This is a genomic window from Rhodococcus sp. FH8, assembly GCF_019266085.1.
GTDB classification, from domain to species: Bacteria; Actinomycetota; Actinomycetes; order Mycobacteriales; family Mycobacteriaceae; genus Rhodococcus_F; species Rhodococcus_F qingshengii.
In genome coordinates this window covers 1,230,578-1,243,640 of the sequence record NZ_LPNQ01000057.1, presented here as the reverse complement: position 1 = coordinate 1,243,640, position 13,063 = coordinate 1,230,578, and the positions used below count along the sequence as shown (strand labels likewise).

Below are 13,063 nucleotides of genomic sequence, written 5' to 3'. Positions count from 1 at the left end.
GTATCGACCGCGCCGGGGGCTCGCGTACTTGATGGAAAGGGCAGACGCTTCGGTCTCAACCGTCATCGCAGAACAGGCAGGTACGGCGCCTCGATTCCCTGCTCTTCGAACGCAGTCAGCGCCGAGCGCGCAAATGCGCGCTGGACTGCCCATTGGCGCCCAGGCTTGACCTGCGCCGTCACTCGAATGGTAATTGCCTCGGCAGTAACCGAATTGACTCCCAGCATCTCCGGCTTGTCGATCATGTCCGCCCTGATCGGTTCGGACTCCGCCGCCTCGAGGACAGCTCGCGTCGCCACCTCACACGCTTTGTGCACGTTCGCATTGTGGGCGATCGGGAGATCGAGAACTGCAGTGGCGTAACCCTGACTCATGTTGCCCACTCGCAGGATTTCGCCGTTGCGGCAATACCACAAGGTGCCGTTGACATCTCGAATCGTGGTGACGCGCAGGCCCACTGTTTCGACGGTGCCGACCGCGTCGCCGAGATCAACGACGTCGCCGACACCGTACTGATCCTCGAGCAACATGAAGATGCCGGAGAGGAAGTCACGCACCAGGTTTTGTGCACCGAAACCGATGGCAAGGCCGATGACTCCGGCGGATGCGATGAACGGCGCGACGTTGATCCCGAGGATGCCGAGAATCTGCAGCACACACCAGACCAGGATGACGATGGACACCGTCGATTTGAGTACCGAACCGATGGTCCGGGCTCGCTGCGATCTGCGCTCGTTCACCTTGGCGTTCGGAGACTTGCGAGGCTTCGACATTCGATCGATCCCGCGGTGCAGTGCGAAGCGCAGAACGACTGCGAGTGCCACGTAGATCGCGATCTCGACGGGTCGGTGAATCAACCAGTCTCGGTTGGTATCGGTCAGTTCCCATGCTTGTATTTCGGAAATCATCTCCATGCAGTCTACGGATTCGGGCCGATCCGGGCATCGGTGCAGGGCAGACGGTCCAAAGCCGAACAGGCAGCTAGGCTTACGCCATGGCTGCGTTCACTGGCATACCCGTTGCTGCACTCGACTTCTACGAAGACCTGGAAGCCGACAACAGCAAGACCTGGTGGGCAGCGCACAAGGAGACGTACGACGAAGTGGTTCGTCGTCCGATGGCGTCGTTGACCGCGGCGTTGGAGGACGAATTCGGCACGGCCAAGCTCTTTCGGCCGTATCGTGACGTTCGATTCTCGAAGGACAAGATCCCGTACAAGACGCACCAGGGAGCGTTCGTCGGTCTCGCCGAGAGCTGTGGCTACTACGTGCAGATCGACGCGGCAGGGTTGATGGTGGCCGGTGGTTTCTACGCCAGCAGTTCGGAGACCATCGCGCGTTATCGTGCGGCTGTCGACGACGACGTTCGAGGGCCGGAGCTCGAGAAGATCCTGGCCTCCGTCGAGAAGGCCGGATTCACGATCGGCGGCGACAAGCTCAAGACGGCGCCTCGCGGATACACGGTCGATCACCCGCGGATCGAATTGCTGCGTCACAAGTCGCTGACTGCTGGTCGTAGTTACCCAAGCCCGTCGTGGCTGGACAGCGCCAGGACATTGAAGGAAGTTCGCACAGCGTGGCGCGCACTGACGCCTTTGGTCGAATGGTCCGGACAGGTGCTCGGACCGAACTGACCGTCCGACAGAAAAGTGTGACGTAGCCGTAGGAGAGTTCACCTCGAGTTCATCAAAACTCGAGACGCCTGGGGCTAGCGTGGTGTGTGTAACCGAAAGTTTCGGCCCCGCTTCGAGTCGCAGCGCCGCAGTTCGAAGCCATTTTCTCTCGATCGACATCGTGAACAACCCGTGTCAGTGGAGACCATCATGGCTATGTTTCTCGCTCTCGTCCTGATCATCTCGGTCCTCGGAATCGTCGGCACCTACCTCGCGTTCAGTGCGGTCTACTTCGTCGAGATGCGCAAACTCGACAAGTAAGGGGTGCGAATTGGCCTGATTCGACTATTTCTGGGCCGATCGCGACGACCCTCCCTGCGTACGCTGTTAGGGCATCCTTATCCGCTCGCAACAGTGGATGATTCATTTCTTTTGGAGGTTCGACACGCATGCCCGCTCAATCCACGCTCTTGCTTCCCGAGGGCTACTCCGACAACCGCCTCGTTTCGGACCTCACACGTCGGCAGTTCGGCTTCGGTGCCGGAATCGCCGGGCTGGGCGCGTTCCTGGCGGCCTGCGGTGACAGCGGGAGCAGTTCGGGTGAAACCGAAATGCGTTCTGTGACGACACCTCTCGGAACGTACGACATTCCTGTCAATCCGAAGAGGGTTGTCGCGATCGACTCGCGGCTCGATCTGGAACCTGCTGTAGCGCTGGAACTTCCGCTCGTCGGCTACACGTACGCCCAGGCGACACCGTGGGTGCCTATCGATTCGTCGGTACCGTTCCTGTCGGAGATCCCCAACCGCGAGCAGATCTTGGCGCTCGAGCCCGACCTGATCGTGTGCCTGAACTACGAGAGCGAGTGGTGGCCGGTGGCCGAGATGTCCACCATCGCACCGGTTCTGACGACAGAGTTCACCGACGACTGGCGCACAAACCTCTCGCGGTTGTCGGGCTGGCTCGGTCGAACGGCCACACTCGATCGATTGACGCTCGACTACGACAATCTGATTTCCGACATCCGCAGTCGTCATGCCGAGAAGATTGCGTCCAAGACCGTCGCCAGTGTCTCGTTCATGCCGGACACGAACACGCTGTACGTCACGAGCATCCGTACCTCCGAGAAGGGCGACAAGCCCAGCGACATGACGCTCGGCGACATCGGTGGCAAAACCGCCACCTCGGAGGGGCTCGATCCCGAGGGCGGCGTCAGCCTCGAAGGCCTCGACGTGCTGGCCGGCGTCGACGGCTTCATGATCACCGAGAACGAGGACAGTGCCGCGTACCAGGCATTGGTGGCGAGCAAGCTGTGGCAGCGACTCCCGGCAGTGCAGGCGGGCAACGTCACCAGTCTGGGTGGCTCTACGTTCTACGGTTCGATCTACACGATTTCGTACGTGGCACAGGGTTGGGATGCCCTGTACAACAAGATCAGCTGAAGCCTCTGCCGACCGGACCGATGAGTTTCGGTAACGCGGGCGGTCTAATCAGGTAGGCATTGACCAGACCTGAGGAGATCGACGTGCAAACAGAGCAATCCCCAGCGGTAGTGCAATCCCGCGACGGTACGACCATCGCATACGAACGCTCCGGTGCCGGACCAGCAGTGGTCCTGGTCGCCGGAGCGTTCTGCGACCGCGGATGGTTCGATTCCCTGGCTGCAGAGTTGGCGGCGGACTTCACGGTGTACTCGTACGACAGGCGCGGACGCGGGGAGAGCGGTGACAGTCGCGCGTTCTCGATCGACGCCGAGGTGGAGGACTTGCGGGCGGTCGTCGCTGCCACCGGTGAAACACCGCTCGTTTACGGATTGTCGTCGGGTGCCGCGCTGGCTTTGGAGGCCGCTGCGCAGGCCGTTCCGATGCGTAAGCTCGCCGTCTACGAGGCGCCGTACATGGACGACGACCAGCGTGACGAGACTGCCCAAAGTGACCTGGAGCGATTGATTGCGGGCGGCGACAGGGAAGGTGCTGTGACGCGTTTTCTGGATCTGACCGGTGCATCCGCGGAGATGGTCGACGAGATCAAGCGGAGTGCCGATTGGCCCGACATGTGCGCCATCGCGCACACCTTGCCTTACGACGTCGCTGTGTGTGATCACGGCTGTCAGTCGCTCGACTGGCTTGCCTCCATTACCGTCCCCACGTTGGTCATGTACGGCGGTGACAGTGGTCAATGGGCACCTGCCTCGGCGACGAGAATCGCTGCAAAAGTCTCGGGGACAAAGACTTTGGAGATCCCCGGTCAGGGCCACGGCGTCGCCGACGACGCTATTGTCCCGGCTCTGCGTGAATTCTTTTCCGGCTGAGCACTGGGCGGCGAAGACGATCGTCAACCTAGGGTTGACGCTTTCGATTGCGTCAACCTAGGGTTGACGCATGAGCAAACCAGTGGAAATGACCAACAAGGTTCGACTCGACGACCTCATCGACGCGATCAAGAAGGTGCACACCGATGCTCTCGACCAACTCTCCGACGCCGTGATTGCCGCTGATCATCTCGGTGAAGTTGCAGATCACCTGATCGGTCACTTCGTCGACCAGGCGCGCAGGTCGGGAGCGTCGTGGACGGAGATCGGCGCGAGCATGGGTGTCTCGAAGCAGGCTGCGCAGAAGCGTTTTGTTCCCAAGGCGCCGAGTGATCAGAAGCCGATGGATCCGAACGAAGGGTTCAACCGGTTCACTCCCCGGGCGAAGAACGTCGTCATGGCCTCGCAGAACGAAGCCCGCGCCGCCGGTAACGCAGAGATCCAGCCGGAGCACCTGCTCCTGGGGCTCGTCGAGGAGCCTGCCGGGTTGGCTGCGAAGGCGATAGTGGCGCAAGGGGTGGAGCTCGGATCCGTCCGAGCTGCAGTGGCCGGTGTACTACCGGCTCCGACTTCCGAACTACCAGAACTCATTCCGTACGACGCTCGTGCGCGCAAGGTCCTGGAACTGACGTTCCGTGAGGCTCTTCGCCTGGGCCACAACTACATCGGAACCGAGCACATCCTGCTCGCGCTGCTCGAACTCGAAGACGGATCAGGTGTTCTGGCTGATCTCGGAATCTCGAAGTCGGTGGCGGAGTCGAACATCGTTGGAGCGTTGGCCGTCATTCAGGATCAGTGATTCAGAGGTGAATCCGATGCAGAAGAGGGCCGCACCCTTGCGGGTGCGGCCCTCTTCTTGTGTCACTGATCAGACAGCGCGCACATTGGTGGCCTGAGGACCCTTCTGGCCCTGGCCAACCTCGAACTCCACACGCTGGTTCTCGTCGAGCGACTTGTAGCCGTTGCCCGAGATTTCAGAGTAATGAACGAACACGTCCGGTGTTCCGTCGTCGGGAGCGATGAAACCAAAGCCCTTTTCGCCGTTGAACCACTTCACGATGCCCTGTGCCATACCGATACTCCCTACAAACTCGATCCGGGCCCTCACATCGAAGTCCCGATCTCGATATGTCTATCCTCCCACGCCGCGCAAGTCGAACGGTGGGCGACGTGCAAAAGACGGTAATTCGGAAGCTTTCGAGGAGGGAATGGCAACTGATCTTCAACTGATTTTCGACGCTGGAGCGACCCGATCGCCGAAGGCAGGGACTGGTGGCTCGCCCAACTGCCTGCGGTGATAGATCAGCGGGAATGTACTTGTCCGCTCGAGAACGGTCCATTTTGATCGCTCCGATCTCTCGGAATCGCAAACGTAGGAACCCTATGGAAGATGAGGGTGGGCTAACCTCTCTTTCGCTGTGCCCTCGGCGCGCGCAGCAGACGCCGAGAAGGAGAGTGCACACGTGTACGGAACGATTCGCGAATCACCGACTACCGCTGAACTTGTGGACCAGCTCAGTCGCCGTGGGTTCTTCGGCGTCGGCGCGGCGGCAGCGGCCGCCATCCTTGCGGGGTGTTCGACTACATCAGATGCTTCTGATGCCGGCGAACAACGTGAGGTGATCAATGCGCTCGGAACCACCACGATCTCGGGGAAGCCGGAAAGGATCGTTGTTGCCAGCGACTTCACGGATCTCGAATTCCTGCTCTCTCTCGGCGTTCACCCAGTCGCCTACGGCAATACGGGTGCGTGGGACCGCGGTGCACTGCCGTGGCAGAGCACCGCTGGAATAGCCGATCTCGAAAGCTTCGACACCACAGGCGAAATCAGCCCGGAAATCATCGCGCGCTACTCACCGGATCTCATCATCGGAATGAAGACCTATCTCGAACCGGCAGCCGAGAGGCTCAGCCAGATCGCGCCGGTCATCGCGCTGGACTGGACCACCTCGTGGCGTGACGGCGTCGCCATGGTCGGGCAGGCCGCTTTTGTCGACGAGGCCGCTGCTGCAGCGATCGCCCGGACCGACGCCCTGATCTCCGACACCGCCGCTTCGCTGAACGGCTTGGGTGGCAAGACGATCATGATCGGCTCGATGTACGGCGATCAGTTGTATGTGCAGGGGGATGCCAGTGCGCCCGGGGTTCTGCTGCGCGAACTCGGACTCGACTATCGCGGATACAACGCCGAGCAGATGACTGCGCTGTCGATGGAGCAGGCGGAGGTACTCGCACCCGCAGACATTTTGCTCAGCCTCGCTTCTGATCAGGAAGCGACGACGAGGTTGGAGAACTTCGCAGTTTTCCAGAACCTCCCCGCGGTGAAGGCGCGAGCCTATGCGCCGGTCGAACTTCTGCTCTCGAATGCCTTTGTCGACAATTTCGGTCCACTGAGCGCACCGTACGCCTTGCCGCAGCTCGCCGAGGTCTTGACCGGGCTTGCGGCGGGCCAGGGAAAACAACTCCCCTGACCTCGCTTCCGAGCGTACGGACCCTGCGTCGGCCTAGCATCGAAACATGGTGGACATAGATCTGACGGGCCGCGCCGCAGTAGTCGGCGGATCACAACCGCTGCGAGCGATACTCGAAACCCCCACTACCCCCGGCCCGTGGCCGGGGGTAGTGATGATTCACGAGGCCTTCGGGCTCGAGGAGGTGATGCAGCGGCAAGCCAAGCGGCTGGCCGCTGCGGGATTCCTGACGCTTGCTGTCGACCTCTACAGCGCGGGCGGGGCGAAGCGGTGCCTAGTGCCCACCATGACGTCGATGCTTCGAGGACACGGCAAGGCGTTCACCGACATCGAAGTCGCTCGCAGTTGGCTGGTGGAATCCCCGGACTGCACCGGAAAGATTGGTGTCATCGGATTCTGCATGGGCGGCGGCTTCGCGATGGTCAGCGCCGGAGATTTCGACGCTGCCTCGGTCAATTACGGTCAGCTTCCACGCAAACTCGATGAGGCCGTGGTGGATGCGTGCCCGATCGTCGGGAGTTTCGGAGGCAAGGACTTTTCGCTCCGGGGCGCGGCAGCGAAGCTGGAGACGGCGCTCAGCAATGCCGGTATCGAGAACGACGTCAAGGAGTACCCCACCGCCGGCCACGCGTTCCTCAACGACGCGGAGGCCGGACCCAAGGTGCTTCGTCCTTTGGAGCGCATCCTCGGAATCGGTCCCGATCCTGTTGCAGCGCAGGATGCCTGGAAGCGAATCGACTCGTTCTTCGAGCGCCACCTGGCGTGATCAGCGACTGGTTCTCTCACCGCCGTTGACTGCCAATACCTGACCGGTGATCTGCCGGGCACCCGGTGAGGCCAAGAAATGGACGGCTGATGCGATGTCGTCCGGGGTTCCGGCGCGCTTGGTGCTGGTGGATTCGATCAGCATCGCGCGACGCTCGTCCGTCAGAAAGTCCCGGAAGAACTCGGTGTCGGCGATGTAACCGGGGGAGACGATGTTCGCCGTGATGCCTTCTGGGCCCAGTTCGGCGGCCAGATCGACATTCCACGTCGCAACTGCTGCTTTGGCAGCGCCGTACGCTCCAGCTCCCTTGTCGGCGGCAATCGATCCGATGGTGATGACGGCACCGCCACTGGGGATTCGATCTCGAACTGCTGCTGTGGTCAACACTGCCGAGATCAGATTGGAGTCCAGATTGGCCCGCCACCCGGCGGCCAGGGATTCCAGATCTGACGGCGCTTCACGATCGAAGTCCGTGTTACCGCCGGCGCAGTGCGCCACGACGTCGATGGTTCCCGGAAGCGAATCCTGCAGCCGCTTCAGGTCTTTCGGGTCGGAGTTGTCACAAGTCAAGGCGTGAACATTATCGCCCAACTCCTCCGCGGTCTTTTCGAGTGGTTCCGTGCGTCGGCCGGTGACAAAAACGGTGTCTCCGTCCCGGGCGAACGCCGCTGCAACTGCGCGCCCGATCCCTGTTCCGCCGCCGGTTACCAGAACTGTGCGTGTCATGCCTACCTCCGTGAGCTACGTTTAGACCTATACGAAGAACGTATCATTTAGAGCTAAACGAGGTGTGCAGTGGTGGGCGACTACAACCCGGACGACGCGGTGGACGCGGTTGCCTTGGCGTGGCTTCGCGAAAGGCCGGGCACGCCCGTGGAGGGTATCGGCATCGTCACCAGGCTGTGGATGTGCGCCAAGCTGCTCGGTGAGGATCGCCGACGGGTACTCGCCTCGGCCGGTGCGGACACAGCCACGCTGGACCTACTCAGTGTCCTGCGGCGATCCGGCGAGCCGTATCAGTTGACGACTCGCCAGATCACCGAGCAGACCGGAGTCACGGCCGGTGCGATCTCGCAGCGACTCGCACGCGCGGAGAACGCGGGTCTGGTGGAGAGGTCCTCCGCCGCGCAAGGGTCACGAATAGTGCTCGTGACCCTCACTGCCGCCGGTCACGAGCTGGTGGAGCAATTGGTGGACCGAGTTCTCGGCCGTGAAGCCGAACTGACGTCGATTCTCACCGAGCAGCAGCAGGCCGAACTCACCGACCTGCTGCGTGTCTTTCTCGACGGCCTACGCGGCGAACTCGGTGACTCCGGCGTCGCGCACGTCGGGGCTTGATCAGGACAGGCGCTCGAAGACCGCAGCCAGGCCCTGCCCGCCGCCGATGCACATCGTCTCGAGGCCGTAACGCGCTTCGCGACGGTCCATCTCGCGCAACAGGGTGGCCAGGATTCGTCCACCCGTGGCTCCGACCGGATGTCCGAGGGAGATGCCGGAGCCGTTGGGGTTGATGCGTGGGTCGTCGGCCTCGAGATTCCAACTCTGCAGGACTGCAAGTGCTTGTGCCGCAAAGGCTTCGTTGAGTTCGATGACGTCCATGTCCGCCAGGGACAGCCCGAGGCGGCCGAGTGCCTTCTCCGACGCCGGTACGGGGCCGATGCCCATGGTGCGCGGCGGAACGCCCGCAACGCTCCAACTCGCGAGGCGTGCGAGCGGTCGCAGTCCGAGGGTACGAGCTTTGTCGGCGGTGGTGACGATCGCCAGTGCTGCGCCGTCGTTCTGACCGCTGGCATTACCTGCAGTCACGGTGGAGTCGGGGTCGATCTTTGCGCGCATGGGACGAAGGCGCGCAAGCGATTCCATCGAGGTGTCGGCGCGTGGATGCTCGTCGGTGTCGACGAGCAGGGCCTCGCCCTTGCGCTGCGGAACGGATACCGGAACGATTTCTTCGGCGAAGACGCCGTTCTTCTGTGCTGCGACTGCACGCTGATGGGACTGAACCGCGAGTGCATCTTGATCCTCGCGGCTGATGGAGAACTCGGCGCGCAGGTTCTCTGCCGTTTCGATCATTCCGCCGGGAACCGGGAAGTCACGTCCGCCGGCTGTGACGCGGGCGCGCGCGAGACGATCGCTGAGCGCAACTCCTTCACCCTTGACGCCCCAACGCATTCCGGTTGCGTAGAACTCGGCCTGGCTCATCGACTCGGCACCGCCCGCGAGGACCAGGTCACTGCCACCGGACTGAACCTGCATGACGGCCTGGATGACTGCCTGTAATCCCGACCCGCACCGACGATCCACCTGCATGCCGGGAACATCGATGCCCAGACCCGCGTTGAGCGCCGCGATGCGTCCGATCGCCGGAGCCTCACCGTTCGGCGAAGCCTGGCCGAGAATGACGTCGTCGATCTCCGCGCCCGAAATGCCGGTACGCGTGACGAGTTCGGTGATCAGCGTCGAGGCGAGATCTTCCGGGGCTACGTCACGGAAGACACCGCCGAAGCGGCCGACAGGGGTACGGAGCGGTTCACAGATGACAACGTCAGGCATTGGTTCTTCCTTGGGTCTGCTCGGTCAGCGGGTCGCTGCCGAGTGATTGTTGGACGACTGAGTACGTCCGAGATCGACGGAGATTGCGTCTGCGGTGGCGACTGCGGCCGGAACCAGTTCACCGCGAACAGCTTCGGCGCTGTAGCGGGCAGCCTGGGTGGAGATGTTGACGGCCGCGACCACGTCACCGGTTGCGTCCCGGATGGGTGCGGCAAGAGAGCGCAGACCCTCTTCGAGTTCTTGATCGACTATCGCGAATCCGTCGGCGCGAATCTTCTCGAGTTCGGCGCGTAGTCCGTCGGCCGTGGAGATGGTCTTGCCGGTCAGGCGGGCGAAGGACACTCGAGAGAGGTATGCGTTTAATGCGTCGTCGGGTAGGCCCGCGAGCAGGACCCTGCCCATGGACGTCGCATAGGCGGGAAAGCGCGTGCCGATGGTGATGGACACCGTCATGATGCGGCTGACCGGAACACGAGCCACGTAGACGACGTCGTCACCGTCGAGGATCGACACGGACGTGGATTCACGGACCTTGGCGGACAAGGCTTCCAGATGCGGCCCGGCGATCTCGGGAAGGGACAGACTGGAGAGGTAGCTGTAGCCGAGTTCGAGGACACGGGGCGTCAACCAGAACACCGAACCGTCAGTACGTACGTATTCGAGTTCGACGAGCGTGAGTAGGAAGCGGCGAGCAGTCGCACGCGTGAGATCGGTGTGCCGGGCAACCTCGCTGAGGGTGCGACGCGGGTGCTCACCGTCGAAAGCCTTGATGACGGAAAGCCCACGGGCCAGCGACTGCACGTAGTCCGGGGACGGTCCCGGCGCCTGCTCGCTGCTGTTCTCACTCATGTTGTCTCGTTCTCCTCAGGTTCGGCCGAGAGGTCCGCGAGTGCTTGCTTTCCCAGCGCAAAAGCCAAGTTGCTGTTCGGCACACCCGCATAGACCGCGGTATGGAGAAATACTTCCACGAGTTCGTCGGGATCGATCCCGGCACGCAGCGCAGCGCGAATGTGCATGTCGAGTTCGTGTTCGTTGCCGACGGCGGTGAGGATCGCGAGAGTGAGGAGCCTGCGGGTGTGGTGATCGAGGCCGGGGCGCGACCAGATGTCACCCCACGCCGTGCGAGTGATGAAGTCCTGGAAAGGGGCGGTGAACTCGGTGGCACCGGCAATGGAACGGTCGACGTGGGCGTCGCCGAGCACCTGGCGTCGTATGGTCATGCCGGCCGACACCGCGGCGCTACGTTGGGCGAGCGCAGATGTGTGCGAGGCAATATGCGTTGCAAGTAGTTTGGTGACGCGCCCGGCTTGTTCGACGTTGGCCAGGTGTGCGCCCGGATCGACCACGTGCAGTACCGCATCGGCGATGCCGTCGGCGATCGCACCCAACGTCGACGGAGGCGTCGCCGGATCCTGCTCGCCCGCGATGAGGAGCGTCGGAGCGACGATGCGGGCCAGGTCGGCGCGGCCGTCCCACGTCGAAAGCGCCTCGCAGCAGGCGGCATAGCCCTCGTCGGGTGTGGCTTCGACCATCGCGACGTGACGGGCGACAAGCTCCGGATCATTCTCGGCCAGTCCCGGCGTGAACCAGCGTCCGACGACGGCGGCCGCGATTGACGCGATACCGTCCGCACGGACAGCCCGAGCACGATCGATCCACGGCTGAGCCGGGGCGAACTGCGAGGACGTGCACATCAAGGTCAACGTCTCGACGCGAGTGGGGTGGTGTGCGGCGATCCACTGGCTGACAGCGCCGCCGAGGGAGAGCCCGACGAGATGTACGGACTCGAGTTCGAGCGAATCGAGGAGAGCGATGACATCGCCGGCGAGATCGGCAATTGAGTAAGGGCCCGCAGGCACCGGTGACTTGCCGTGGCCGCGATGGTCGACGGCGATGACGCGGTAGCGATTCGACAGCGCGTGAATCTGCGGCTGCCACATGGACAGATCGGATCCGAGTGAACCCAGGAGAACCACTGCCGGGGCATCGAGATTGCCGGTCTGTTGAAAGTTGAGCGCGACGCTCATCGAGATCCTCCTGTGGGGCGTTCGGCGAGGGCGCGGTCGACCAGATCGGTGGCGTGGCCCAGATAGTGTGCGGGGTCGAGTAGTTCGGCGATCTCGGTTTCGCTCAGGTGCTCTGCGATGGCGGGATCACGATCCAATCTGGTTCCGGAAGTGGCTGCCGCGGTGACGATGTCGCGCGCTCGATCAGTGTGTGCGGACAGGGCCTTGGTGACCCGCTCGGCGAGAATCAGGCCACCGGTGATGTCGAGATTGCGAGCCATCGACTCGGTGTGTACTTGCAGGCCGGTGAGGCTCACGGAAAGCTGGTGCGCGGCTCCGCCTGCCAGACGCAGGAGATCGGTGACGGTTTCCCACTCGGCGTGCCAGGGGCCTGCGGCGCGAGCGAATTCGTGATCCATGTTCGACAGGGCTGTGGCCACCAGCGCGGGAGCACGTCGCGCTGCCGCGCGGGCGGTGATCGCGGCAACCGGATTCTGCTTGTGCGGCATGGCCGATGAGCCGCCCGGAGCGCTCTCGGCAACCTCGGACAGTTCGGTGGACGCCATGACGGTGATGTCGGTGGCGGGCTTGGAAACGGCGCCGGCGACGATACCGAGTGTGGTCGCGAGTTCTGCGATAGTCACGCGGTCGGTGTGCCAGGGAGTGACCTGCCTGGCCAGGCCGAGTTCGTCGGCCAGCGCGTCGGCGATCCTGAGCCCGTCGGGATACAACGCAGCGAGTGTTCCTGCGGCTCCGCCGAATTGAACCGGCAACGTGGACAATACGATCTCGAGGCGAATCGCTGCGGCGTCGAGTGCGGTGAACCAACTCGATGCCAGTAGCCCGAAGGTGGTCGGAAGTGCTTGTTGTCCCAGGGTTCTCGCGACCATCGGAGTAGAGCGATGGATGCGGGCGAGGTGGGCGGCGGAATCGGCGGCGCGGGTCAGGTCGGCCAGAACCACCGCGCCCGCGCGTCGCGTCAACAGCATCAGCGCACAGTCCATGATGTCCTGACTGGTGGCGCCCGGGTGCACCACGGAGGCAGGCACACCTTCCTGTCCCACCCTTTCGCGCAGCATCTTCACCAGCGGAATGACGGGATTTCCGCCGGCGGCCGACGCGCGGCCGAGCGCCACGATGTCCAGACCGCCCGGTTGTGAGAGTTCGGCCGCGGCAGCAGCCACCGCGGCGCAATGTTCCCCGTTCGCCAACCCGACTGTGGCCATCGCACAACTCAGTGCGGCCTCCACGTCGAGCAACGCGGTGACCCACGCCTGGTCGGACAGGTGCTCCGATACGCGGGTGGCCCCGAACACCGGGTCGAACAGTGCGCCGCGAGTGGGCATG

The 13,063-nt window shown here is 62.9% G+C and carries 14 protein-coding genes; 7 read left to right on the top strand and 7 right to left on the bottom strand.

Features of this window, described 5'->3' with window-relative positions:
• Nucleotides 1-62 precede the first annotated feature (62 nt).
• Complete coding sequence (locus ATN38_RS08685; RefSeq protein ID WP_003939801.1) at nucleotides 63-908, bottom strand: mechanosensitive ion channel family protein; 846 nt, start codon at nucleotides 906-908, stop codon at nucleotides 63-65.
• Between the two features lie 86 nt (nucleotides 909-994).
• Here ATN38_RS08685 and ATN38_RS08680 point away from each other — a divergent pair, with 86 nt between their 5' ends.
• From ATN38_RS08680 to ATN38_RS08665, 4 genes are all read left to right on the top strand, one after another.
• The gene (locus ATN38_RS08680; RefSeq protein WP_003939783.1) at nucleotides 995-1,633 is read left to right on the top strand and encodes a DUF2461 domain-containing protein; all 639 of its coding nucleotides are present in this window, start codon (nucleotides 995-997) and stop codon (nucleotides 1,631-1,633) included.
• Between the two features lie 428 nt (nucleotides 1,634-2,061).
• Nucleotides 2,062-3,054, top strand: coding sequence for an ABC transporter substrate-binding protein (locus ATN38_RS08675; RefSeq protein WP_007729992.1), 993 nt, complete (start codon nucleotides 2,062-2,064; stop codon nucleotides 3,052-3,054).
• An 83-nt stretch (nucleotides 3,055-3,137) separates the two neighbouring features.
• Nucleotides 3,138-3,923 carry an alpha/beta fold hydrolase gene (locus ATN38_RS08670; RefSeq protein WP_218747815.1) on the top strand — a complete coding sequence of 262 codons (786 nt, stop codon included), beginning with the start codon at nucleotides 3,138-3,140 and terminating at the stop codon, nucleotides 3,921-3,923.
• A gap of 70 nt (nucleotides 3,924-3,993) precedes the next feature.
• The gene (locus tag ATN38_RS08665; protein WP_030536545.1) at nucleotides 3,994-4,722 is read left to right on the top strand and encodes a Clp protease N-terminal domain-containing protein; all 729 of its coding nucleotides are present in this window, start codon (nucleotides 3,994-3,996) and stop codon (nucleotides 4,720-4,722) included.
• A 69-nt stretch (nucleotides 4,723-4,791) separates the two neighbouring features.
• Here the strand turns inward: ATN38_RS08665 and ATN38_RS08660 are convergent, their stop codons facing one another.
• On the bottom strand, nucleotides 4,792-4,995 hold the full coding sequence (locus ATN38_RS08660; RefSeq protein ID WP_003939930.1) for a cold-shock protein: 204 nt from the start codon (nucleotides 4,993-4,995) through the stop codon (nucleotides 4,792-4,794).
• 346 nt (nucleotides 4,996-5,341) lie between these two features.
• Between ATN38_RS08660 and ATN38_RS08655 the strand changes: the two genes are divergently transcribed.
• Together ATN38_RS08655 and ATN38_RS08650 are read left to right on the top strand one after the other, a co-directional pair.
• Entirely contained in the window at nucleotides 5,342-6,394 is a 1,053-nt protein-coding gene (locus ATN38_RS08655) for an ABC transporter substrate-binding protein (RefSeq protein ID WP_308255956.1), read from the top strand.
• Nucleotides 6,395-6,440: 46 nt separating this feature from the next.
• On the top strand, nucleotides 6,441-7,160 hold the full coding sequence (locus ATN38_RS08650; protein WP_030536547.1) for a dienelactone hydrolase family protein: 720 nt from the start codon (nucleotides 6,441-6,443) through the stop codon (nucleotides 7,158-7,160).
• Here ATN38_RS08650 and ATN38_RS08645 read toward each other — a convergent pair whose 3' ends face one another.
• Nucleotides 7,161-7,886, bottom strand: a complete 726-nt coding sequence (locus ATN38_RS08645; RefSeq protein ID WP_054188428.1) for an SDR family NAD(P)-dependent oxidoreductase — start codon at nucleotides 7,884-7,886, stop codon at nucleotides 7,161-7,163.
• 72 nt (nucleotides 7,887-7,958) lie between these two features.
• On the opposite strand from ATN38_RS08645, the gene ATN38_RS08640 reads away from it, so the two are divergent.
• Entirely contained in the window at nucleotides 7,959-8,498 is a 540-nt protein-coding gene (locus tag ATN38_RS08640) for a MarR family winged helix-turn-helix transcriptional regulator (protein WP_283376011.1), read from the top strand.
• On the opposite strand, the gene ATN38_RS08635 is transcribed toward ATN38_RS08640, so the two are convergent.
• Genes ATN38_RS08635 through pcaB form a run of 4 tightly spaced genes read right to left on the bottom strand, consistent with a single transcriptional unit; the run spans nucleotide 8,499 to nucleotide 13,062 of the window.
• A complete protein-coding gene (locus tag ATN38_RS08635; protein ID WP_007730007.1) occupies nucleotides 8,499-9,710 on the bottom strand; it encodes an acetyl-CoA C-acetyltransferase in 1,212 nt (403 codons plus the stop codon).
• Nucleotides 9,711-9,734: 24 nt separating this feature from the next.
• A complete protein-coding gene (locus ATN38_RS08630; protein ID WP_003940116.1) occupies nucleotides 9,735-10,559 on the bottom strand; it encodes an IclR family transcriptional regulator C-terminal domain-containing protein in 825 nt (274 codons plus the stop codon).
• Nucleotides 10,556-11,737 (bottom strand): 3-oxoadipate enol-lactonase, encoded by a 1,182-nt coding sequence (gene pcaD, locus ATN38_RS08625; RefSeq protein ID WP_218747813.1) that lies wholly within the window; start codon nucleotides 11,735-11,737, stop codon nucleotides 10,556-10,558. The genes ATN38_RS08630 and pcaD overlap by 4 nt, the downstream gene beginning before the upstream one ends.
• On the bottom strand, nucleotides 11,734-13,062 hold the full coding sequence (gene pcaB / locus ATN38_RS08620; RefSeq protein ID WP_218747812.1) for a 3-carboxy-cis,cis-muconate cycloisomerase: 1,329 nt from the start codon (nucleotides 13,060-13,062) through the stop codon (nucleotides 11,734-11,736). Before pcaB ends, pcaD begins: the two co-directional genes overlap by 4 nt.
• Nucleotide 13,063: the final 1 nt, after the last annotated feature.